The organism is Silicimonas lutimaris (genome assembly GCF_047314965.1).
Lineage (GTDB): Bacteria > Pseudomonadota > Alphaproteobacteria > Rhodobacterales > Rhodobacteraceae > JAVJUV01.
Genome location: NZ_JBLBVK010000038.1, coordinates 54,048 through 75,752 on the forward strand (window position 1 = coordinate 54,048; position 21,705 = coordinate 75,752).

A 21,705-nucleotide genomic window follows, 5' to 3' on the forward strand; every position below is an offset into this window, starting at 1 on the left:
AGCTTGTCGCAGGCTTATGATGGCTCCAAGCGGCCATGACAAGGTTCGCATCTTCAGAGGCAAGACAGGTTTCGGGCCGTTCACGATGTTTGACGTTCAGAAAAGACAATCTCTCGGTTCGGCTGCACTAACGATGCTGGACCTGATCTATCACAACACGGTCCGCACGGTCCGTAAGTCACATCGAGATGCGATTTTCGCGATCCTCGTCAATATCCTTCAAACCCTGATCATGGTCATCGCATTCTACGCGCTTTTCGAGCTTCTCGGAATGCGCGGCGCAGCGATACGCGGAGATTTCCTTCTATATGTGATGTCCGGGATTTTCGTCTTCATGGTGCACGTCAAGGCGCTGATGGCCGTTGCCAGCGCCGAGGGTCCGGCGTCTCCGATGATGCAGCATCTTCCCATGTCGACTACCGTATCGATCTGGGCCGCAGCGTTCAGCGCCCTCTACATTCAGGTGATATCGCTGGGCGCGGTGCTTTTCGCGTATCATCTTGTGTGGGCCCCAATAGAGGTGCATCAGCCAATGGGTGCGCTGGCCATGCTGTTGTTGGCGTGGTTCTTTGGCGTTGCCGTGGGATCGATCTTTCTGGCGATCAAACCGTGGATGCCAGGAACCACCGGGATCATTCAGCAAATCTATACCCGGGTGAACATGTTCGCCTCCGGCAAGATGTTCGTGGCAAACACCTTGCCCGCCACCATGGTCGCAATGTTCGCCTGGAACCCGCTGTTCCACATCATCGATCAGGGCCGGGGCTATATCTTCATCAACTACAACCCGATGAAAACATCACTCATGTACCCGGTCTATGTTTCTATTGTGTTGCTTGTGATCGGGCTGATCGGCGAAAGCTTCACGCGCAAACGCGTGTCGCTCAGCTGGACCGCCGGAAGGTGATGCGGGCCCTTGCCATCTTGCTTCTTACAGCGCTTCCGGCGGCGGCGACAGTCGACGGCTGGCCCGCAATCTATGACGTAACAGGCGTCGCCACGGACGACGTTCTCAATGTGCGAAGCGCACCCGGCGCTGGCTCCGATATCGTTGGCACCCTGGCTCATGACGCGAAGGGCATCGAGGTGATCCGCCCGAATGACGATCTAACATGGGGCCTTGTGAATTCAAGCGAAGGGTCCGGCTGGGTATCGCTCAATTTCCTGGAGCGGGCAGTTCAGTACTGGGACGGTCAGTTCCCCAAGATCAGGCAATGCTTCGGGACCGAACCCTTCTGGTCACTGGAAGTCGGCCAGCCAGAGGTGAGACTGAACATGCCGGGCGCCGAGCCGAGGGACGGTCTTGTGTCATCCATGCATTCTTCCAGATCACGCCGCGACCGCTTCGCGTTCAGCGGAGCGTTCTTTCGAACCGAAAACGGTTCGTTGGACGTCCAACTTTCGGTACGGATGGAGTCCTGTAATGATGGAATGTCGGATCGGGAATACGGCATCGCCGTTGACATGCTTCTGACATCGCCAGAGGCGTCAATGGACCAAAGCGCACTTGGGCTCTACTCGGGCTGCTGCTCTATCCAGCCACTCTCAGCGTCACGTTGAGCCGACCGCCGTCCGGAAGAAGATCGGACGAACCAAACCTGATCCGGTCGATCCCGTGATAGACCATCCGCCCCTCGCCTGACAGAACCGCAACATCCCCGGATTTCAGCCAGACGCTTTTGGTCGGCCCGCGCGGTTCGGCACTTCCCACCCGAAACAGCGCGTCATCACCCAGCGAAATCGACACGACCGGCCACTTTGTATCGGCCTCATCCCTATCCTGATGCATGCCCATCTTCGCCCCCTTCCCGTAGAAGTTCACTAGGCAAGAATCCGGTATCCGATTCACGCCCGAGAACCGCCGCCAAACCGCGAGCACACCTTCGGGAATCTCAGGCCAGTCCCTGCCATCGGGCTGATGAGGATCATATCGGTAGCCCGAACGATCCGTTACCCAGCCCAGCGCACCGGCCGCACTCATGCGCACGCTCATCTTTCGGCCACCGGGTGTCTGGTACTGCCGAAATGGCGCATTTCCCGCCAAAAGGCGCAGGTCCTTCACCATCTGTTCTTGAGCAGGTCGATCCAGTGCACCGGCACAAACGGCGACCCCGTTCAACTCCAACTTGTCGGAAAACAGATCGCCCATTCGGAAAACTCCCTGTCTTTGAGTCTTTTCAAGTGTTCACGGCGCTTGCAGGCCCGAAACCCCCTCCTTATATACCCCCCGAAGCCGTGATCGTCCCTCCTGGGTCGTCACATATTCCTTGGGATGGGACCGAGGTGCCAAAACGGGCCTTCGTCCCGAACATCGCCTAAAGAGAGGAAAAGAGCATGGGTAAAGTCATCGGTATCGACCTCGGGACGACGAACAGCTGCGTCGCCATCATGGATGGGTCTCAGCCCCGGGTGATCGAGAATGCCGAAGGTGCCCGGACGACCCCGTCCATTGTCGCCTTCACCGACAGCGAGCGCCTTGTCGGACAGCCGGCCAAGCGTCAGGCCGTCACCAACCCCGAAAACACGGTCTTTGCCGTCAAGCGCCTGATCGGCCGCCGCGTGGACGACGCGGAAGTGACGAAGGACAAAAAGATCGTTCCTTACAACATTGTTGATGGCGGCAATGGCGACGCTTGGGTCGAAGCCGGCGGCGAGAAGTACTCGCCCAGCCAGGTTTCCGCCTTCATCCTTCAGAAGATGAAGGAAACCGCCGAATCGTATCTGGGTGAAAAGGTCGAGCAAGCGGTCATTACCGTTCCGGCCTACTTCAACGACGCACAACGTCAGGCCACCAAAGACGCCGGCAAGATTGCCGGCCTTGAAGTCCTGCGCATCATCAACGAGCCAACAGCTGCCGCTCTGGCTTATGGTCTCGACAAGAAAGAGACAAAGACCATCGCGGTCTATGACCTTGGCGGCGGTACCTTCGACATCACCATCCTTGAAATCGACGATGGCCTTTTCGAAGTGAAATCGACGAACGGCGACACGTTCCTCGGCGGCGAAGACTTCGACATGCGGATCGTCAATTACCTCGCCGATGAGTTCAAGAAAGAGCATGGCGTTGATCTGACCAACGACAAGATGGCGCTTCAGCGCCTGAAGGAAGCGGCCGAAAAGGCCAAGATCGAACTGTCGTCCTCTTCGCAGACCGAAATCAACCAGCCGTTCATTTCGATGAACAAGGACACCGGCACGCCGCTGCACATGGTCATGAAACTGACCCGCGCAAAGCTGGAGTCGCTGGTTGGCGACCTCATCAAAAAGTCGATCAAACCGTGCCAAGCAGCTTTGAAAGACGCTGGCCTTTCGACAAGCGATATCGACGAGGTCGTTCTTGTCGGCGGCATGACCCGCATGCCGAAAGTCATCGAAGAGGTGACAAAATTCTTCGGAAAAGAGCCGCACAAGGGTGTGAACCCGGATGAGGTCGTGGCCCTCGGCGCCGCGATCCAGGCCGGCGTTCTGCAGGGTGACGTCAAGGACGTTGTCCTTCTCGACGTCACGCCTCTGTCGCTCGGCATCGAGACGCTCGGTGGCGTGTTCACCCGCCTGATCGACCGGAACACGACGATCCCGACCAAGAAGTCGCAGATCTTCTCGACCGCCGAAGACAACCAGAACGCCGTGACGATCCGTGTCTTCCAGGGCGAGCGTGAAATGGCCGCGGACAACAAGATGCTGGGCCAGTTCAATCTCGAGGACATCCCGCCGGCACCGCGCGGCATGCCGCAGATCGAGGTCACATTCAACATCGATGCCAACGGCATCGTAGCCGTGTCCGCGAAGGACAAGGGCACCGGCAAGGAGCAGACGATCACGATCCAGGCATCGGGCGGCCTGTCCGACGAAGAGATCGAGCAAATGGTCAAGGACGCCGAGGCGAACGCCGAGGCCGACAAGGGTCGCCGCGAACTGGTCGAAGCCAAGAACGAGGCCGAACGTGTCGTGCACGAGACGGAAAAGGCCATCGAAGAGCATGGCAGCAAGGTTGACCCGACCACGGTCGAAGCCATCGAGCTGGCCATTGCGAACCTCAACGAACAGCTGGAAACCGACGACGCCGGCAAGATCCGCGGCGGGATCCAGAACGTTCGCGAGGCGTCGATGAAGCTTGGCGAAGCCATCTACAAGGCCGAACAGGAAAAGGCCGGCGAGGTCGATCCTGACGACGAAGGTCCGCGCAATGTCGACGACGACATTGTCGACGCCGACTTCGAAGATCTCGACGACGATAAGCGCGCCGGCTAAGGCGCGTGTGAACGCGGCAAACGGGCTGGCCCGACCCGATCGGGCCAGCCTGCGCGTTCCAGGGGAAAAACCAGATGCCAAAGCGCGATTACTACGAGGTACTAGGGGTCTCGAAAGGCGCATCCGCCGACGAGATCAAGAAAGCCTATCGTTCGAAAGCGAAAGAGCTGCACCCCGACCGCGCACAGGACAATCCCAATGCCGAGGCTCAGTTCAAGGAAGTGAACGAAGCCTATGACGTCCTCAAGGACGCGGACAAGAAAGCCGCATATGACCGCTTCGGCCACGCAGCCTTCGAAGGCGGGATGGGCGGTGGCCCTCGTGGCGGAAACTATGCCGGCGGCGATTTTGCCAGCGCCTTTTCCGACGTTTTCGATGACCTGTTCGGTGACATCATGGGCCGGCGTGGCGGTAGCGCGGGCAAACGCGCCGTTCGTGGCTCGGACCTGAGGTATAATCTACGAATTTCTCTGGAGGACGCCTATCGCGGGCTCCAGAAATCCATACAGGTGCCAACAGCTGTGCAGTGCGACACCTGCCATGGTACCGGTGCAGAAAGCGGAGCCGAGCCTCAGGCCTGTCCGACATGTTCCGGAATGGGTAAGGTGCGTGCCCAACAGGGCTTCTTCACAGTCGAAAGAACATGCCCGACGTGCTCTGGTATGGGTCAGATCATCAAGAATCCCTGCGCGAAATGCGGTGGAGCCGGAAGGGTCGAGAAGGATCGATCTCTCAGCGTGAACATCCCGGCAGGTGTCGAGACGGGTACACGAATTCGCTTGGCAGGCGAAGGAGAGGCCGGCCTGCGAGGCGGGCCCTCAGGCGACCTTTATATCTTCATCGAAGTGACAGAACATGCGCTGTTCCAGCGTGACGGCATGAACCTCTATTGCCGCGTCCCCGTCTCTATGACATCGGCTGCAATCGGCGGTGACATTGAGGTGCCAACCATCGACGGTGGACGCAGCCGGGTCAAGGTTCCGGCAGGCAGCCAGTCAGGACGTCAGATGCGGCTACGCGGAAAGGGTATGCCAGCTCTTCGCGGCGGCGGGAGCGGCGACATGATGATCGAACTCGCGGTGGAAACTCCGGTCAACCTGACAAGCCGGCAGAAAGAGTTGCTCAAAGAGTTCGAGAAGCTTTCAGAGGAGAATAACCCGGAATCCTCGGGCTTCTTCAAAAAGGTCAAAACCTTTTGGGACAGCATGAAAAGCTGACATTTGATTCTTGAATTCCGAAACAATGAGGGCCGATCCGGGATACCGTGATTGGCCCTTGTTCAATCCGCCCCAATTCCACCCGATTTCTTGGTGAATAAGGCAAAAGCGTGTACAAATTTCGTCATTAATTAGTTTAGCGCCCCGCCCCGCGCACAAGTGACGAGTACCGATATGACCCCCATCGAACGCGTTTCCGTCCGAAGCAAAGCTCTTGCCACACTTGGATTGCAAGGCAATCCTACAAAGTCGGAAGTCCGAAACGTGTTCCGCAGACTGGCTTTCGAAAAGCATCCGGACAAATGCAAGGGCGCTGACGACGAATTCGCGCGGATCTCGGAAGCCTATCAAATGCTTTTCGAGTCCGCCGAAGACGATACGCCAAAACCCCCGAGTGCGTCGGTTTCTCGCCCGTCCGTGCGGCCAGTAGAGGCTGTATTCGATGAACAGACGATTGCCCTGTGCCGTGCTTTGTTCGAAGGCACTCACGAAGAAGCCAGTCATCATGTGGCGACCCGGCTGTATCGCAAAGGCCGGATGCTGACCTATTTCGTTCCGACATCCGTCCTCGAGGGACAGAACAAAGTTGCCCTGCCAACTGGCGACCTCATCGATTCCCGCCGTGTTCAGACCCGACTGGTCGATGTGCATTCGGCTGATCTTGCAGGCAACATCTTTGATGTGCCCGCCAAGATCTGTGCAGAAGTATTCCCCGGTGCGCGCAGTGTTCAGATCCGCTTTGGCGACGCGAATTAGAGTTAACTGAATTTTCACTACGAACAGGTCAGCGTGCCGGTTATGACCGGCACCAGCTCCTTCGACGAACCGCCATTGCCCCTTTTCGAGGGACAGGAATTCATTCTGACAGGGCCCCAGGGAAAGCTGCCGTCCTATATCAAGGATCACCGTAGTCGCCTGCGCCAACGCTTCTTGATCGGCGGTTCTTCCGCCATGCCGGATTACGAACTCCTGGAACTCGTTCTGTTCCGGTCTTTACCCCGCTGTGACGTCAAGCCGGTGGCCCATCGCCTTCTGCATACCTTCGGCGATTTCAACCGGGTGCTCTCGGCTCCGGTCGAGCGCCTGACAGCGGTCCGGGGAGTGGGACACATGGTGGCTGTGGACCTGAAGGTCGTCGAGGCGGCGGCGCACCGCCTTTCCCGCGCCCGAGTCCTGAAACAGCACGTCATCTCAAGCTGGGGGGCGCTCCTGGACTATTGTCACACCTCCATGTCCCACCTTGAAACGGAACAGTTCCGGGTCCTGTTTCTGGACCGCAAGAATGTCCTGATTGCCGACGAGGAACAGGCGAAAGGCACCGTCGACCATGTTCCGGTTTATCCCCGCGAAGTCGTCAAACGCGCGCTCGAACTGAATGCCTCGGCCCTGATTCTCGTCCACAACCACCCGTCAGGCGATCCGACACCGTCGGAAGCAGACATTGCAATGACACGCCAGATCGAAGCGGCGGCACAGGCTCTGTCGATCACGATCCATGACCACCTGATCATAGGAAGATCAGCAGAGTTTTCGTTCCGCTCGGAAGGTCACCTGTCCGGCTAAGGGGTCGGGCCTCGCAGCCAGACTTCCACCCGTCGGTTCACCTGCCGTCCCCAGGCAGTGTCGTCGCACGCCATCGGCAGAATCTCTCCATAGCCATCCACTTCGAGTTTCACAGGTGAATCCCCGGTGAATGCACCAACAGCCTGCCTGACGGCCCTGGCACGCCGCATGGACAGACGCTGGTTTCCCTCTGCAGGCCCGTCGCCATCAGTGAAGCCGACAAAAACCAGCTCCTTGCCATCGAACTCGCCACGCCAGATCGCATCCGCAAGCCTGCGAACATTGGAGGCGGACTGCGGATCCAATTCACTGGACCCATCGCGGAAACGAAAGGTCAGGGTCAACCGCTCTCCTAGCATCAATGTTGCGATCATTCGCTGGATTTCCTGCATTCGCTCCTGATCATCTCCAGCTGTCAGAACCGCATTCGCCAGCCGATCACCCTGACGATCGAACGGGATAAACCCGATCCCCTGATCCACGAAGCCTGCGGCCTGGATCACCGGCTGCGCCTCGTGCGATCGGACGTAGGCAATGAAATCACGCACGATCCGAGGCTGTCTTGCGCCATTGCGATGCAGAAACAGCGGTTGCGTCAGAGGATAGTCTTCGGCCTTTACTGTCCCGCGCGTAGCCGGACTGGCCAGACCGCAAGAACCGCTTATGACCAGCGGTACAGTGTTGCCGAGGCGAGAAAGCGGGACAAGCCCGAGAGCCGATGAACTGCTCGCAACCGCCGTCGCAAGAAGCTTCTTGTCCCTGTGCCTCGTGGCGCTCCCGGCTCGCAGACCGGGAAAGACCCGCGCCAGGGCCCTCGTCACATCGCGCCCCTCGGGAAGATGAAGATCGACCGGCATGTCGGGGCCATCGAGTTCCTCCCAGTTGTCGATATCACCCGTCAGAAGCCCTCGAAACTGCTCCAGCGTGACCATCGCCCTCGGGTTATCCAACGATACCACAGGAACCAGTGCGTCCAGCGCAATCACATCTTGGTCAACCGATTTTCCAGCCTCCTTTCGACCCAGAGAGAGATCCGTATCTCGAGAGGCAAGTTGGGTCAGCACATCTTCCTCCGGCGCGACCGCTCCTTCGATCCGAGCAACCAATCGGCTTGTCGAAGTTTCCGTCAGTTCCCAGGTAACCGTCTCATCACTTGTGAAAATCCGGTGATACGACAGTCCCTGCCGTCTGGCGAAACTCTCCAGAAGCGGCGGCATGAGAAGATGGATCATGTCGGCGGGTCCACCAACTCTCGCATGGGCGACCAATGCCTCGGGTTCGGGGCACCCGGGACCATCGCAGGAGACGTCCCCCCGATCCAATGTCAACGCGCCGAACTCGGTCTCGACCCGAAAGTATTCTCCATCGAAGGACAACAATTCGCCCGAGACGCTGTGCGACCCGTCAAGCGTCGTCAAAACGACAGCGCCGGAACTCCATCCGGTGCCGGGCACAAGGGCGATCACCGCCAAAGCGGCAAGTTTCTGGATCATTGGCAGCCAGACGTCCGATTAACGCCCGGCCAGTCTCATGTCCTGCAATAGGTTTTTCAACTCAATGACGTCGCCGATGCGATTGCATTCAGGAAGTGTGACCCTGACGTCCGTTTCGGTCATCCCTCCAAGTGGTCCGCTCTGCAATGCTTGAGCACTGATCATACGCCCGCAATTCGTCTCTGTCACATCGGCTTCCACCACAAGCTCAACGACGCCCTTGAGAGGCGTGAAACCCGTGGGAAACGTATAGACCTCGGCGCTGCGCCCAGTTCCATCGCCAATCGCGACAAGAAAACCTCCGGTTCCGCGCATCGCACGCGCTGGCGTTTTCGCTGATCCGGCCCGGATATGTCCGCTTTCGCCTCGTGATGCCCCCAGTTCATAGGCGTTCATCCGGAATACTTGCGTGCCCTCCCATGCCAGGATCACGCGCGAAAAGGCACGGGCATCGCTGACGTTGGAAATCGCCCGAGCCGTCTGGCGTTCCGATATCACCAGCACCTCCTCGATGTCTGTGAGTGCCGGAACCAGCGTCTCGGCACGACCAAAGGAATCGGTCGTCACATCGATTTCCAGCATACCATGCCGAACGGTCACCTTTCGGTTGGGGTCGCAGGCTGCGAAGTACAAGACTTCGATCATTGCAGCATCCAGAACACTAACGGTCAGATCCGGAGTGCAATCGAACCCGAACGGACTCATCCGTGCATCGTCCCAAATCTGCGGCAAAACAGGATCGGGCTTGTCGACGCGGTTCGGCATGATGGGTGGATTTGGAACCAGTGGGACAAGCGTCGCGGCCGGTGGCGTTGGCAAGCTGCCAGGCTGATCGGCTGACCGCAAAAGCGGCGCGGCATCCGGCATTTCGTCAACGGTCGCCAGCGGGGTGTTCTCAACCAGAACGCTTTGCATCAGGTACCCGGCACCAAAGGCAAGCAGAAGCGCTGCCAACGCCGAAACCGCCCGGCGCCTGCCAAGCAATGCAAGAGAGTTCATGCCTGCCTCCGTTTGGTCCGCTCTTTTACGGCAGATCCATTGTTTCAAGCATAATGCCCGCCAACTTAGCGTTGGCGGGCAAACCGTTCAGATGACAAATTTTTACGAAGCGCTGCGACGCGCATGCCACAACGCGTCAAAGCGCGCCGTGACAATGCTTGAACTTCTTGCCCGATCCACAGGGACAAGGATCATTCCGGCCTGGATTTCCCCAAGTCGAAGGATCGCTCTCGTCGAAACCGGCGTCGATGGCCTCGGCTGTGGGCGCAGGCGGACTGCTGGCCGCTGCCGCGGCTGCCGCGGCTGCCGCCTGCTGCTGCGCCAGCATCTGCTGCATCAAGGCCTGTTGTTCCTCCTCGGTCATCGGACGGATCTGGGCCAGCTTCTCGGTGACCTCACCGCGCAGACCATTCAGAAGACTGTCGAAAAGCTGGAAGCCTTCTGTCTTGTACTCGTTCACCGGATCACGCTGCGCATAGGCGCGGAATCCAACGACAGACCGCAGGTGTTCCAGCGTCAGGATATGCTCGCGCCACTTGGCGTCTATGGTCTGCAAAAGAAGCTGCTTTTCGATCGAGCGCATGTTCTCGACGCCGAACTGCTGCGCCTTGGCGTCCATGAACGCATCCGATTTTTCGTACAGCCGTTCGCGGATTTCCGCGTCATCCACGCCTTCCTCGTCAGCCCATTCGACGACGGGCACAGAAATGCCCAGCGACTTCTCGACGGCGGACTTCAGCCCTTCGGTATCCCACTGGTCGGCATAGGACTTGGGCGGAATGTAGGTATCGACCAGATCGTCGATCACCTGGTGGCGCATGTCCTGAACGACCTCCTCGACCTCCTCGGCCTCCATGATCTCGCGGCGCTGACCGAAGATCGCCTTCCGCTGGTCATTAAGCACATCGTCCAGCTTCAGAAGCTGCTTACGGATGTCGAAGTTCCGACCTTCCACCTTGGCCTGCGCCCGTTCGAGCGATTTGTTGACCCACGGATGCTTGATCGCCTCGCCCTCGGCCATGCCGAGTGTCGAGAGAACCTTGTCCAGCCGCTCGGAGCCGAAGATGCGCATCAGGTCGTCTTCGAGGCTCAGGAAGAATGCGGAACGCCCCGGGTCACCCTGACGACCGGACCGACCGCGCAGCTGGTTGTCGATTCGACGGCTTTCGTGTCGCTCGGTCCCCAGTACAAACAGGCCACCGGCCGCAAGTACTTTCTCCTTGTCGTCTTTGTGCTCGGCCTCGATCCGTGCGCGGATCTCGTCGGGATGCGCTTCCGGGTCTTCGGCCAGCGCGGCCATCACCCGCATTTCAACGTTTCCGCCAAGCTGGATGTCAGTACCGCGGCCCGCCATGTTGGTTGCGATCGTGACGGCGCCAGGGATGCCCGCATCAGCGACGATCTGGGCTTCTTTCTCATGCTGGCGTGCATTCAGGACATTGTGCGGGATGCCGTCCTTCTTCAGCAGTTCGGAAAGGAATTCCGACCGCTCGATCGAGGTGGTGCCCACCAGAACCGGCTGGCCCTTGGCATGCGCCTCCTTGATCGCCTTGACGATTCCTTCAAATTTCTCGCGCGCGGTGCGATAGATCTGGTCGTCTTCGTCGACACGCGCAATCGGGCGGTTCGTCGGAATCTCGATCACGCCCAAACCGTAGATCTCGCCGAATTCCTCGGCCTCGGTCGCGGCCGTGCCGGTCATGCCGGCCAGTTTGTCGTAGAGACGGAAATAGTTCTGGAACGTCACGCTTGCCAGGGTCACGTTCTCAGGCTGAATCGCCACGCCTTCCTTGGCTTCGATTGCCTGATGCAGACCCTCCGACAGCCGGCGCCCGGGCATCATCCGGCCGGTGAACTCGTCGATCAGGACGACCTCTCCGTCACGAACGATATAGTCCTTGTCCCGCGTGAACAGCTTGTGGGCCCGCAATCCCTGGTTCACGTGATGAACGATCGTGGTCGACTCAGGATCGTAAAGGGTCTGATCGTCGGGCAGCAGACCCGACTCGTGAAGGCGCTGCTCCAGAAACTCGTTGCCCTCGTCAGTATAGGTGACGTTCCGGGTCTTCTCATCCAGCGTGAAATGTTCGTTCCGGACCTCGGGGATCAGCATATCGATTGTGCGGTATAGCTCCGACCGGTCCTGGCTGGGCCCGGAAATGATCAACGGGGTCCGCGCCTCGTCGATCAGGATCGAGTCGACCTCGTCAACGATTGCAAAGTAATGCCCGCGCTGCGAAAGGTCGGACAGGCTCGATTTCATGTTGTCACGCAGGTAATCGAACCCAAGCTCGTTGTTCGTGGCGTAGGTGATGTCGGCTTGGTACGCGGCTCGCTTCTCTTCCTCGCCCTGCTGAGGATAGACCGCGCCGGTCGTCATCCCCAGATGCGCAAAGACCTTGCCCATCCATTCGGCATCGCGGCGAACCAGATAGTCGTTCACCGTGACGATATGCACGCTCTTCCCCGTCAGCGCGTTCAGATAGGCCGGGAACGTCGCAACCAGCGTCTTGCCTTCGCCAGTCTTCATTTCGGCGATATTTCCCTGGTGCATGAATATGCCGCCGATCAGCTGCACATCGAAGGCGCGGAGGCCAAGCGCTCGCTTGGCGGCCTCGCGGCAGTTGGCAAAGGCCTCGGGCAAGACGTCGTCAAGACTGGCGCCTTCGGCGACTCGCTTTTTCAACTCTTCGGTCTTGGCGATCAGGCCTTCGTCTGAAAGGGCCGCGAACTCCGGCTCCAGCGCGTTGATCTTTTCGACCACGGGCTGCGTTGCCTTGACCTTGCGGTCATTGGTTGTGCCAAAAACCTTCTTCGCAATCTTTCCGAATCCAAGCATCAATACTGCCTTCTTGCGCTGATCTGACGAGGTTGTGTGAGGGGATGCGCTTGCCCGTGCCTCTGGCCCGCCATAGAAGGGCAAGGCGATGACCGTCCTGACCCGTTGTTCAGCGATGTAAGGGGCGGGTTTCAGACTGTCAACGTCGCGGACCCGCGCGGCATCCAGAGAGGAAAGATTATGGCTTTCAGACACGGAATTACCGCAGCCGCAATGGCGCTCACCCTGGCACTTGCCGGTCCTGGCAATGCCGAGAACCATCTGGCCGCCGATACCGTGGTCGCAACCGTCAATGGCACCGACATCACACTTGGGCACATGATCGTCCTGAAACAGCGCCTGCCGGCCCAGTATCAGCAACTTCCGGCCGATGTCCTGTTCGAGGGGATCCTAGACCAGCTTGTCCAGCAGACCCTGCTCGGAGAGAGCGTGGACGAACTTTCGCTCGGCTCTCGCATCGTTCTCGAAAACGAATCCCGCTCACTACGCGCCGCCGAGGAAATTCAGCGCATCACCGATAGCGCCATCTCCGAGGATGCCGTGCAGAAGGCCTATGACGCCGCTTATGCGAATGCAGAGCCCGAAACCGAGTACAATGCGTCTCACATCCTGGTCGCAACCGAGGAAGAAGCACAGGCGCTGATCGACGAATTGGCCGGCGGCGCGGATTTCGCGACTCTCGCCCAGGAAAAATCGACAGGTCCTTCGGGCCCGAATGGAGGCCAGCTTGGCTGGTTCGGGCCGGGCGCCATGGTCGCTCCGTTCGAGGAAGCCGTCGTCGCCATGGAAGTGGGGACCGTTTCTGTTCCGGTGCAGACCCAGTTTGGCTGGCATGTGATCCGCCTGAACGAGACAAGGCTCAAAGACGCCCCAGCCCTCGACGCTGTCCGCGGTGAACTCAGTGAAGCTCTGCGCCGCGAGGCGATCGAAAGCCGGGTTGTAGAACTGACCGAGGGCGCCTCGATCGACCGGGTGGAAGCCGGAAGCATCGATCCAAACGTTCTGAACGACATCTCCATCGTCATCGAATAGGCATCCCATGGCAAAAGCACTGCCCGTCTCACCGCTTGCCCCGAAATCCGGTTTCCCGGACTTGCCGGTCATAAGTGGCGTTCGTTTCGCAACCGTTGCAGCAGGCGTTCGATATGCAGGCCGTACCGACGTCATGCTGGCGGAACTTGCTCCCGGAACGGTAATTGCCGGAACCTTCACAAGGTCGAAAACGCGTTCGGCTCCGGTTCTTGACTGCGAAGCGAAACTGGGCGGCACTTCGGACGCAGGGGCCGCAATCCTGGTGAACTCGGGCAATTCCAATGCATTTACCGGAAGCCGTGGGGTCGAGGCCGTGCGTGCTGTGACTGCCAAGGTCGCGGGCGCGCTGGGTATTCCGGAGTCCCGGGTGTTCACCTCGTCTACCGGGGTGATCGGAGAACCTCTGCCCCACCAGCGGATCACCGACGTGATCGATGCGTTGAACGCATCTCTCTCGCCAAACAGTATTGCCGACGCCGCGCGAGCTATCATGACCACCGATACCTATCCAAAGGGGTCGGTTCGGACGGTGGAGATTGACGGAAAAACAGTCTCTATTGCAGGGATCGCGAAGGGTTCCGGCATGATCGCGCCGGATATGGGCACGATGCTGGTCTATATCTTCACAGACGCGAAAGCCGACTTCCCCGCATTGCAAGCGATGACCGGGCAGACCTGCGACAGGACGTTCAACTGCATCACTGTCGACAGCGACACGTCGACGTCCGACACGCTGCTGGTCGCCGCAACTGGTGCCTCTGGTGTGGATGTATCCGGTTCTTCCGAATTTGCAGATGCGCTCACCGACGTCATGATGGACCTTGCCCACCAGGTTGTCCGCGATGGGGAAGGCGCGACGAAATTCGTCACGATTGGCGTTGAGGGCGCGGCCTCGGCCGGCGATGCGAAATTGGTGGCAATGGCCATCGCCAACTCGCCCCTCGTCAAAACCGCGATCGCCGGGGAAGATCCGAACTGGGGTCGCATCGTCATGGCTGTCGGCAAGTCGGGCGCCGAGGCGGATAGGGATCGGCTCACCATCCGCTTCGGAGATGTCCTCGTGGCACAGAACGGGATGGTCGCCGAGGGCTACTCCGAACCAGAGGCTGCGGCCCACATGAAGGGTGAAAACGTCACTATTTCGGTGGATTTGGGCTTGGGCGATGGCTGTTCGACCGTCTACACCTGCGATCTCACCGCCCAGTATATCGCCATCAACGCCGACTATCGTTCGTGAAGACCGTCCTCGTCTCCGCAGTCGCCCTGATCGACCGGGACAGCCGTGTCCTCTTGGCTCAGCGTCCCGAGGGGAAATCGATGGCCGGTCTTTGGGAATTTCCTGGCGGCAAGGTGGAGCCGGGAGAAACCCCGGAAGCCGCGCTCGTGCGCGAGTTGCATGAAGAATTGGGAATCGAGACCTGGACCAGTTGCCTCGCTCCCCTGACATTCGCCAGCCACAGCTATGACGATTTCCACCTGCTCATGCCACTCTTCGCCTGCCGAAAGTGGGAAGGAACCCCGCAATCTCGCGAGGGACAGGCTCTGAAATGGGCAAAAGCGAATGAGTTGCGCAATTTCCCGATGCCTCCGGCTGATATCCCGCTTATCCCAATATTGCGTGACTGGCTTTAACCATCTTTCTTTCGCACAATTTTCGGAAACAAACGGAAATATCTGCGTGCATTTTGTCCTAAATCGAATTACGTTCCGTCTTGCCGAAACTAATGGGGGTATCGTCGAATGCTTCGGACGATCCTGATGGGAAGTTGCGTATCGGTACAGGGCATTTTTGTTCAGGCCTTCACGGATGGCCGCATCGCGGTACGCGTGGGTAAGCGCGTCTTCAGTGGGTATCCCGTAGGCTGATCGCTTCCAGGGTCTCAAAGCCCTGAATGAAAAACGCCGCCCGAAAGGCGGCGTTTTTGTTTTACTTCAGCGTCCGCTCGATTTCTTCGCGCTCAAAGATCTCGATAACGTCACCCGGCCGGATATCGTCGTAGTTCTCGAAAGCCATACCGCACTCCTGACCGGAAATGACCTCGGCTACCTCGTCCTTGAAGCGCTTCAGCGTCTTCAGCGTGCCTTCGTGAATCACCACGTCGTCGCGCAGCAGACGAACACCGGCCGAACGACGGGCCACGCCTTCAGTGACAAGACAGCCCGCTACCTTGCCGACGCCCGATACCTTGAACACTTCCTTGATCTGCGCGTAGCCGATGAAGTTCTCACGAACCTCGGCCGACAGCAGGCCGGAAGCCGCCGCCTTGACGTCATCAACAAGGTCGTAAATCACGCTATAGTAACGAATTTCGACGCCCTTCTGGTTTGCGGCCTGACGTGCGGGCGCGTTTGCACGGACGTTGAAACCAATAACCGGCGCGCCAGATGCTTCGGCAAGGCCGATATCGGATTCCGTGATCGCGCCGACACCCGAATGCAGAACGCGCACGCGTACCTCTTCGTTGCCGATCTTGTCCATCGCCTGAACAATGGCTTCCGCGGAACCCTGCACGTCGGCTTTCACGACGATCGGCAGCTCGGCCACGTTTTCGTCTGCCTTGGCTTTCGCCATAAGCTGCTCCAGCGTAGTCGCAGCACCGGCCGCAGCCCGCTTTTCCTTTGCAGCATTGGCGCGGTACTCGGCGATTTCACGTGCCTGAGCTTCGGTCTCAACAACGTTGAGGACGTCGCCCGCCTCGGGCGTGCCGTTCAGGCCAAGAACTTCTACGGGAACCGAAGGTCCAGCTTCCTTGACGCGCTCGCCCTTGTCGTTCTCCATCGCACGAACCTTGCCCCACTGCTCGCCAACGACAAAGATGTCGCCTTGGCGCAGCGTGCCGTTCTGAACGAGCACGGTTGCAACAGGGCCACGGCCCACATCAAGCTGAGCTTCGATGACGGCGCCCTGAGCAGCGCGGCTAGGGTTCGCCTTCAGTTCAAGGATTTCCGCCTGCAGCGAAATCGCTTCGAGAAGCTCGTCCAGACCCGTACCCTTGGCGGCCGAAACCTCTACGTCCTGTACTTCACCGGACATCTTCTCAACGACCACTTCGTGCTGCAGCAGATCAGTCCGCACCTTGTTCGGGTTGGCCGCCGGCAGGTCAATCTTGTTGATCGCGACGATCATCGGCACACCCGCCGCTTTGGCGTGGTTAATCGCTTCAACCGTCTGGGGCATCACAGCGTCATCCGCCGCCACAACGAGAACGACGATATCGGTGACCTGAGCGCCGCGGGCGCGCATCGACGTGAACGCCGCATGGCCCGGGGTATCCAGGAACGTCAGTTTGGTACCATCCTGATCGACCTGATAGGCGCCGATATGCTGTGTGATCCCGCCTGCTTCGCCCGCAACGACCTTGGCGTTGCGGATCGCATCAAGAAGGCTGGTCTTGCCATGGTCGACGTGGCCCATGACCGTGATGACCGGCGGGCGTGACACGAGTTCTTCCGGCCGATCCTCTTCGGTCTGGATGACGTCTTCAACGTCGGCATCCGAAACGCGCTGAACCTTGTGGCCAAATTCCTCGATGATCAGCTCCGCGGTATCCGCGTCGATTGTCTGGTTCTGCGTCGCCATGATGCCGCTGTTCATCAGGGACTTGACGACGTCTGCCACCCGCTCCGACATCCGGTTGGCCAACTCGCTGACCACGATGGTTTCGGGCAACTGAACGGTGCGCATGACCTTCTCGCGGTCCTGCTGGCCGCCCAGGGCTTTCTGACGGGCGCGCTCCTGTTTGCGCTTCATCGCCGCAAGGGACTTCTGACGTCCGCCTTCCCCACCGGACAAAGCCTGGTTCAGGGTCAGTTTTCCTGACCGGCGCTCGCCATCATCCCGGCTTCCGCGACCGCCACGTGTCTCGCGACGCTCTTCCCGGCTGTCACGCTCGCGCAATTTCGGGGCCGGCTTTCCAGGACCGCGTGCGGGCCCAGACGGCTCTTCGTCCGGCACGGCCGCCGGTACTTCTGCAACTCGGGCTTTCGCCTCTTCTTCTTCGCGCTTCTTGCGTTCTTCTTCTTCGGCCTTGGCACGCGCCTTTTCTTCAAGCTCGCGCTCTTCGCGCTCTTTTGCCTCAGCCTCGGCGCGGCGACGTTCACGTTCCTCGGCGCGAGCCTGCTCTTCGGCCGCGCGCTTCTCGGCTTCCTCGGCCTCTGCTGCCTTTGCGGCAGCAAGTGCCTTCATGCGGCGTTCCAGTTCAGCGTCCGAAATCCCGGCAGGCCGGTTCGACGGATCGGTCGCAGGAGACTGGCTCCCGGGCCCGGCCACGGACTTTCCTCCGGCGGCACCCGGCTTAGGCACGACAACGCGCTTGCGTTTCGTCTCGACCACGACGCTCTTGGTCCGGCCATGGCTGAAGCTTTGCTTCACCTGTCCCGGCCCGCGGCCGCGCAGTCCAAGTGTCTTTTTGCCGTCACTATCGCTCATGTGGTCTTCTTTACCTTTCCGGTGGTGTCCCCACCGTCCAATTCGCGAACGCCAGATAGCCGGATGGCGTCCTCTCTGATCCGTTCAGTGAGTCCGCCAAAACCGAGCGCCGCATGTATCACACGTTCGCGCCCAAAGGACAAACCCAATTCTGAGGCCGTCAAAACCTCGAAAAAACTGCCCCGTCCACCCGGCGGATACAGTTTCGACTTACCGCGTTCCGAGCCGTCTATGGCCTGAAACAGAATTCTCGCTTCTTCCCGTCCAAGCCAGTCCTTGACCTTCTCGAACCCGGCAACAGCGCGTCCGGCCTTGCGCGCCATGGAAATGCCATCGATCAATCTCTTGGCCAATCCTGCCTCGACATCGGCGACAAGGGTCTCGGGAACCTTCACCGGTTGACGAGCGGCGCGGGCAAAAAGGCCCTTGTTCACCGCTGTCTCCAGAGCGCTGCGTTCAGCTGCTACCCAAATGCCCTTTCCCGGCAGTTTTTCAAGGATGTCCGGCACAACAATACCATCAGGCGACACCGCGAACCGGATCAGTCCTCGCTTGGGCTGAACCTCACCGGTCGCGATGCAGCGGCGCTCAGGATCGCCGTGCAGTTTTTCCTTGCCGCCGCGGGTCAAGGCGCCAATCCAGGGCCATCAGGCCCCGGCCTCCTCGTCTGCACCCTCTTCGCCGTCTTCGGCGTCATCACCTTCAAGGTCTGCGGGATCGACCCAGCCAAGCTGGATTCGCGCGGTCATGATCATGTGCTGTGCTTCTTCCAGCGACACGTCGAACGGCTCAAGCACACCGTCGTCCTTGACCCGCTCGCCATCGACGGTGGTCCAGCCACCAGCCAGTTCCCAGTCGGCGCAGGTGGCGAAATCTTCCAGCGTCTTGACGTCGTCCTTGGCCAAGGCTTCAACCATCTGCGGAGTCAGACCCTCGAATTCGATCAGGCTGTCCTCGGCACCCAGCGCACGGGCGCTCTCCAGCGCCTTGCGGTTCTGCTCTTCAAGGAAATCGCGCGCACGCGCCTGAAGCTCGGCCGCCGTGTCTTCGTCGACGCCATCGATGACCAGAAGTTCGTCAACATCGACATAGGCAACTTCTTCGAGGTTGGTGAAACCTTCCGAGACCAATAGCTGTGCAAAGAACTCGTCCAGGTCCAGCGTGTCCATGAACAGCTTTGTCCGCTCTTCGAATTCCTTTTGGCGCCGCGCCGATTCCTCTTCCTCGGTCATGATATCGATATCGAGGCCGGTCAGCTGCGAAGCAAGGCGCACGTTCTGACCGCGACGGCCGATCGCCAGCGAAAGCTGCTCTTCCGGCACCACGACTTCGATACGTTCGGCCTCTTCGTCAAGAACGACCTTCGTGACCTCTGCGGGCTGCAGCGCGTTCACAAGGAACGTGGGCGCATCCTCGTTCCACGGGATGATGTCGATCTTTTCGCCCTGCAGTTCGTTGACCACGGCCTGCACCCGCGAACCACGCATACCGACACAGGCGCCAACCGGGTCGATCGAGTTGTCATAGGAAATGACAGCGATCTTGGCCCGGCTTCCCGGGTCCCGCGCCACGGCCTTGATCTCGATGATGCCGTCGTAAATCTCCGGGACTTCCATCTTGAACAGTTCCGCCATGAACTCCGGCGCGGTCCGGGACAGGAAGATCTGCGGGCCGCGAGCCTCGCGCCGGACATCCTTGATGTAGCAGCGGATGCGATCGCCCGGACGGTACGATTCCCGGCCGATCTTCTCGTTGCGGCGCAGAACGCCCTCGCCCCGTCCGATGTCGACGATGACATTGCCGTATTCCTCGCGCTTGACGACACCATTGATGATGGTGCCCGCACGATCCTTGAATTCCTCGAACTGACGGTCACGCTCGGCCTCGCGTACCTTTTGCAGAATCACCTGCTTGGCCGACTGCGCAGCGATCCGGTTCATGTCGACCGGCGGCACCTCGTCCACGATCACATCGCCCGGCTTCGGATCGTCGAGGTACTGTCTGGCCTGCTCAACAGTCAGTTGCGCCTGGTAGTTTTCCAGCTCGTCTTCCGGTCCAATCACGGTGCGAACGCGTGTAAATGTCGCCTTTCCGGTTTTCCGGTCGATGGACACGCGGATGTCCATTTCGCTGCCGTAGCGGCTCTTCGCGGCTCGGGCGAGGCTCTCTTCCATCGCTTCGACCACCAGCGAAGGGTCGATCATCTTTTCGCGCGCGACCGCTTCGGCCGTTTGCAGAAGTTCAAGCTGGTTTGCGGATGTGATCGCCATGTCTCAGGTCTCCTCGTCGCCATCCATGATGGTTTGCACTTCGTCAAATTGTGTCTCGTCCACCTGGCCCGAATCCTTTCGGGCACGCAGAACATCGCGGATCAGCTCGTCGGTCAGAACAAGCTTGGCATCCGCCAGCCAATCGAATTTCAGCCCGATCACCGTTGGTTCACCATTCACCTCGATCTCGATCAGGACTTCGTCGCCCTCGACACCCATAAGGATACCTTTGAACCGCTTGCGCCCGTCGATCATCTCTTCGGTCTCAAGCCTGGCCACATACCCTTCCCAGGTCGCAAAATCCTTCAGCCGGGTAAGAGGCCGATCGATACCCGGAGAACTGACCTCCAGCGTATAGGCGTCTTCAAGCGGGTCCTCGACATCCAGCGTCGCACTGACCGCGGTCGAGATATCCGCACAATCGTCGACCTCGATACCGCCTTCAGGACGGTCGGCCATGATCTGCAAAGTCTTGGTCTGGCCACCCATCAGGCGAACGCGCACCAGTTCAAACCCCATGTCCTCGATGACAGGGGTGATGATCTCGGCTAGGCGCCGGTCGATACTGGCTTTCGCAATCAGATCGGACATTCGCTCAGACACAAAAAAACGGGCCAGCGGGCCCGTCGGTGGTTTCCGGTGGAGCCTCGGGGTTGGAAGCCGAAGCGCCGCTGTTGAAGGGCATATACGCTTCGCTCCGAAAAACTGCAAGAGCGGAACGCACCACGCTTTCGAATACCGAGGTTCAGTCCAAACCGCCCTCGCGCATTGTGATCTCGGCATCGCTCCGGCTATGGATGGGCAAACGTTTCCGGAAGTGAGGCCGCCTTGGACACGATGTCGCCAGTCATGCTCGGATTTACCGGCGCCTTGGCCGCGGGCCTGATGACATCCGTCGGCGCGGTTCCGGTCCTCTTCGGCCGCGCTCCTTCCCGGGCGACCCGCGACATGTTTCTCGGTTTCGCGGCGGGCGTCATGCTGGCGGCCTCGTTCTTTTCCCTCATCATTCCGGCCATTGACGCTGCGGCTAAAACCTTTGGCGACGGCGCGATCCCGGCCGGGATCGCCTGTCTGGGCATCCTTTCGGGTATGATCGCCGTACACCTGATGAACGAACTACTTCCGCACGAGCATTTCACCTCTGGCCGTGAAGGTCCCGAGGCCGCGTCGCTCCGGCGTGTCTGGCTCTTCGTCATCGCGATCACGATTCACAATTTCCCCGAGGGACTCGCGGTCGGAGTCGGTTTCGGTGCCCACGGCTTCGAAGGTGGCCTGCCCCTGGCGATCGGAATCGGGCTGCAGAACGCGCCCGAGGGTCTTGCCGTAGCAGTGGCCCTGTTGGGTGAGGGATACTCCCGCTTACGGGCGGTGGCGATCGCAGCACTAACCGGCATGATCGAACCTTTGGGCGGTCTGGTTGGCGCCGGCATCATTTCGGTCTCTGCGCCACTGCTGCCCTGGGGCTTGTCCTTCGCGGCAGGCGCGATGCTTTACGTGATCAGTCACGAGATCATTCCCGAGACTCACCGGAGCGGCCACCAGAACAAGGCGACCCTCGGACTTGCCGTCGGTCTCGTGGTGATGCTTTTCCTCGATGTCTGGTTGGCTTGAC

The 21,705-nt window shown here is 59.6% G+C and carries 19 protein-coding genes; 11 read left to right on the plus strand and 8 right to left on the minus strand.

The window, feature by feature from the left end; genetic code table 11:
- The first annotated feature begins 16 nt into the window (after window positions 1–16).
- Both ACKLNI_RS04505 and ACKLNI_RS04510 read left to right on the plus strand, forming a co-directional pair.
- Window positions 17–907: an ABC transporter permease gene (locus tag ACKLNI_RS04505; RefSeq protein WP_413717837.1), complete on the plus strand. Its 891-nt coding sequence runs from the start codon at window positions 17–19 to the stop codon at window positions 905–907.
- Window positions 907–1,560: a peptide-binding protein gene (locus ACKLNI_RS04510; protein WP_413717839.1), complete on the plus strand. Its 654-nt coding sequence runs from the start codon at window positions 907–909 to the stop codon at window positions 1,558–1,560. Before ACKLNI_RS04505 ends, ACKLNI_RS04510 begins: the two co-directional genes overlap by 1 nt.
- Here ACKLNI_RS04510 and ACKLNI_RS04515 read toward each other — a convergent pair.
- Window positions 1,532–2,149 carry an alpha-ketoglutarate-dependent dioxygenase AlkB gene (locus ACKLNI_RS04515; protein WP_413717840.1) on the minus strand — a complete coding sequence of 206 codons (618 nt, stop codon included), beginning with the start codon at window positions 2,147–2,149 and terminating at the stop codon, window positions 1,532–1,534. The genes ACKLNI_RS04510 and ACKLNI_RS04515 overlap by 29 nt on opposite strands.
- A 185-nt stretch (window positions 2,150–2,334) precedes the next feature.
- On the opposite strand from ACKLNI_RS04515, the gene dnaK reads away from it, so the two are divergent.
- The 4 genes from dnaK (at window position 2,335) to radC (ending at window position 7,031) form a co-directional block, all read left to right on the plus strand.
- On the plus strand, window positions 2,335–4,251 hold the full coding sequence (dnaK, locus tag ACKLNI_RS04520) for a molecular chaperone DnaK (protein ID WP_413717841.1): 1,917 nt from the start codon (window positions 2,335–2,337) through the stop codon (window positions 4,249–4,251).
- 74 nt (window positions 4,252–4,325) lie between these two features.
- Complete coding sequence (dnaJ, locus tag ACKLNI_RS04525; protein WP_413717842.1) at window positions 4,326–5,468, plus strand: molecular chaperone DnaJ; 1,143 nt, start codon at window positions 4,326–4,328, stop codon at window positions 5,466–5,468.
- A 174-nt stretch (window positions 5,469–5,642) separates the two neighbouring features.
- Complete coding sequence (locus ACKLNI_RS04530) at window positions 5,643–6,224, plus strand: J domain-containing protein (RefSeq protein WP_413717843.1); 582 nt, start codon at window positions 5,643–5,645, stop codon at window positions 6,222–6,224.
- Window positions 6,225–6,266: 42 nt separating this feature from the next.
- Window positions 6,267–7,031, plus strand: a complete 765-nt coding sequence (gene radC / locus ACKLNI_RS04535) for a RadC family protein (RefSeq protein ID WP_413717844.1) — start codon at window positions 6,267–6,269, stop codon at window positions 7,029–7,031.
- On the opposite strand, the gene ACKLNI_RS04540 is transcribed toward radC, so the two are convergent.
- The 3 genes from ACKLNI_RS04540 to secA form a co-directional block, all read right to left on the minus strand.
- A complete protein-coding gene (locus ACKLNI_RS04540) occupies window positions 7,028–8,524 on the minus strand; it encodes a phosphate ABC transporter substrate-binding/OmpA family protein (protein ID WP_413717845.1) in 1,497 nt (498 codons plus the stop codon). The two genes, radC and ACKLNI_RS04540, sit on opposite strands and share 4 nt — an antisense overlap.
- Before the next feature lie 18 nt (window positions 8,525–8,542).
- On the minus strand, window positions 8,543–9,523 hold the full coding sequence (locus tag ACKLNI_RS04545) for a hypothetical protein (protein WP_413717846.1): 981 nt from the start codon (window positions 9,521–9,523) through the stop codon (window positions 8,543–8,545).
- A gap of 136 nt (window positions 9,524–9,659) precedes the next feature.
- On the minus strand, window positions 9,660–12,362 hold the full coding sequence (gene secA, locus ACKLNI_RS04550; RefSeq protein WP_413717847.1) for a preprotein translocase subunit SecA: 2,703 nt from the start codon (window positions 12,360–12,362) through the stop codon (window positions 9,660–9,662).
- Between the two features lie 180 nt (window positions 12,363–12,542).
- On the opposite strand from secA, the gene ACKLNI_RS04555 reads away from it, so the two are divergent.
- The 4 genes from ACKLNI_RS04555 (at window position 12,543) to ACKLNI_RS04570 (ending at window position 15,260) form a co-directional block, all read left to right on the plus strand.
- Complete coding sequence (locus tag ACKLNI_RS04555) at window positions 12,543–13,394, plus strand: peptidylprolyl isomerase (RefSeq protein ID WP_413717848.1); 852 nt, start codon at window positions 12,543–12,545, stop codon at window positions 13,392–13,394.
- A 7-nt stretch (window positions 13,395–13,401) separates the two neighbouring features.
- Complete coding sequence (argJ, locus tag ACKLNI_RS04560; protein WP_413717849.1) at window positions 13,402–14,631, plus strand: bifunctional glutamate N-acetyltransferase/amino-acid acetyltransferase ArgJ; 1,230 nt, start codon at window positions 13,402–13,404, stop codon at window positions 14,629–14,631.
- The gene (gene mutT, locus ACKLNI_RS04565; RefSeq protein WP_413717850.1) at window positions 14,628–15,026 is read left to right on the plus strand and encodes an 8-oxo-dGTP diphosphatase MutT; all 399 of its coding nucleotides are present in this window, start codon (window positions 14,628–14,630) and stop codon (window positions 15,024–15,026) included. Before argJ ends, mutT begins: the two co-directional genes overlap by 4 nt.
- Before the next feature lie 108 nt (window positions 15,027–15,134).
- Window positions 15,135–15,260 carry a hypothetical protein gene (locus tag ACKLNI_RS04570; RefSeq protein WP_413717851.1) on the plus strand — a complete coding sequence of 42 codons (126 nt, stop codon included), beginning with the start codon at window positions 15,135–15,137 and terminating at the stop codon, window positions 15,258–15,260.
- A gap of 61 nt (window positions 15,261–15,321) precedes the next feature.
- Here ACKLNI_RS04570 and infB read toward each other — a convergent pair whose 3' ends face one another.
- Genes infB through rimP form a run of 4 tightly spaced genes read right to left on the minus strand, consistent with a single transcriptional unit; the run spans window position 15,322 to window position 20,684 of the window.
- Window positions 15,322–17,823, minus strand: coding sequence for a translation initiation factor IF-2 (gene infB / locus ACKLNI_RS04575; protein ID WP_413717852.1), 2,502 nt, complete (start codon window positions 17,821–17,823; stop codon window positions 15,322–15,324).
- Window positions 17,820–18,452, minus strand: a complete 633-nt coding sequence (locus tag ACKLNI_RS04580; RefSeq protein ID WP_413717853.1) for an RNA-binding protein — start codon at window positions 18,450–18,452, stop codon at window positions 17,820–17,822. The genes infB and ACKLNI_RS04580 overlap by 4 nt, the downstream gene beginning before the upstream one ends.
- An 18-nt stretch (window positions 18,453–18,470) precedes the next feature.
- Entirely contained in the window at window positions 18,471–20,093 is a 1,623-nt protein-coding gene (gene nusA / locus ACKLNI_RS04585) for a transcription termination factor NusA (protein WP_413717854.1), read from the minus strand.
- Between the two features lie 3 nt (window positions 20,094–20,096).
- Window positions 20,097–20,684, minus strand: coding sequence for a ribosome maturation factor RimP (rimP, locus tag ACKLNI_RS04590; protein ID WP_413717855.1), 588 nt, complete (start codon window positions 20,682–20,684; stop codon window positions 20,097–20,099).
- Between the two features lie 258 nt (window positions 20,685–20,942).
- Here rimP and ACKLNI_RS04595 point away from each other — a divergent pair, with 258 nt between their 5' ends.
- Window positions 20,943–21,704: a ZIP family metal transporter gene (locus ACKLNI_RS04595; RefSeq protein ID WP_413717857.1), complete on the plus strand. Its 762-nt coding sequence runs from the start codon at window positions 20,943–20,945 to the stop codon at window positions 21,702–21,704.
- Window position 21,705 lies beyond the last annotated feature (1 nt).

Bases quoted from the DNA above. Each gene is read 5' to 3' on its own strand.
- ACKLNI_RS04505 (WP_413717837.1), top strand. From the start codon at position 17: ATGATGGCTCCAAGCGGCCATGACAAGGTTCGCATCTTCAGAGGCAAG.
- ACKLNI_RS04510 (WP_413717839.1), top strand. From the start codon at position 907: ATGCGGGCCCTTGCCATCTTGCTTCTTACAGCGCTTCCGGCGGCGGCG.
- ACKLNI_RS04515 (WP_413717840.1), bottom strand. From the start codon at position 2,149: ATGGGCGATCTGTTTTCCGACAAGTTGGAGTTGAACGGGGTCGCCGTT.
- dnaK (WP_413717841.1), top strand. From the start codon at position 2,335: ATGGGTAAAGTCATCGGTATCGACCTCGGGACGACGAACAGCTGCGTC.
- dnaJ (WP_413717842.1), top strand. From the start codon at position 4,326: ATGCCAAAGCGCGATTACTACGAGGTACTAGGGGTCTCGAAAGGCGCA.
- ACKLNI_RS04530 (WP_413717843.1), top strand. From the start codon at position 5,643: ATGACCCCCATCGAACGCGTTTCCGTCCGAAGCAAAGCTCTTGCCACA.
- radC (WP_413717844.1), top strand. From the start codon at position 6,267: ATGACCGGCACCAGCTCCTTCGACGAACCGCCATTGCCCCTTTTCGAG.
- ACKLNI_RS04540 (WP_413717845.1), bottom strand. From the start codon at position 8,524: ATGATCCAGAAACTTGCCGCTTTGGCGGTGATCGCCCTTGTGCCCGGC.
- ACKLNI_RS04545 (WP_413717846.1), bottom strand. From the start codon at position 9,523: ATGAACTCTCTTGCATTGCTTGGCAGGCGCCGGGCGGTTTCGGCGTTG.
- secA (WP_413717847.1), bottom strand. From the start codon at position 12,362: ATGCTTGGATTCGGAAAGATTGCGAAGAAGGTTTTTGGCACAACCAAT.
- ACKLNI_RS04555 (WP_413717848.1), top strand. From the start codon at position 12,543: ATGGCTTTCAGACACGGAATTACCGCAGCCGCAATGGCGCTCACCCTG.
- argJ (WP_413717849.1), top strand. From the start codon at position 13,402: ATGGCAAAAGCACTGCCCGTCTCACCGCTTGCCCCGAAATCCGGTTTC.
- ACKLNI_RS04570 (WP_413717851.1), top strand. From the start codon at position 15,135: ATGCTTCGGACGATCCTGATGGGAAGTTGCGTATCGGTACAGGGCATT.
- infB (WP_413717852.1), bottom strand. From the start codon at position 17,823: ATGAGCGATAGTGACGGCAAAAAGACACTTGGACTGCGCGGCCGCGGG.
- nusA (WP_413717854.1), bottom strand. From the start codon at position 20,093: ATGGCGATCACATCCGCAAACCAGCTTGAACTTCTGCAAACGGCCGAA.
- rimP (WP_413717855.1), bottom strand. From the start codon at position 20,684: ATGTCCGATCTGATTGCGAAAGCCAGTATCGACCGGCGCCTAGCCGAG.
- ACKLNI_RS04595 (WP_413717857.1), top strand. From the start codon at position 20,943: ATGCTCGGATTTACCGGCGCCTTGGCCGCGGGCCTGATGACATCCGTC.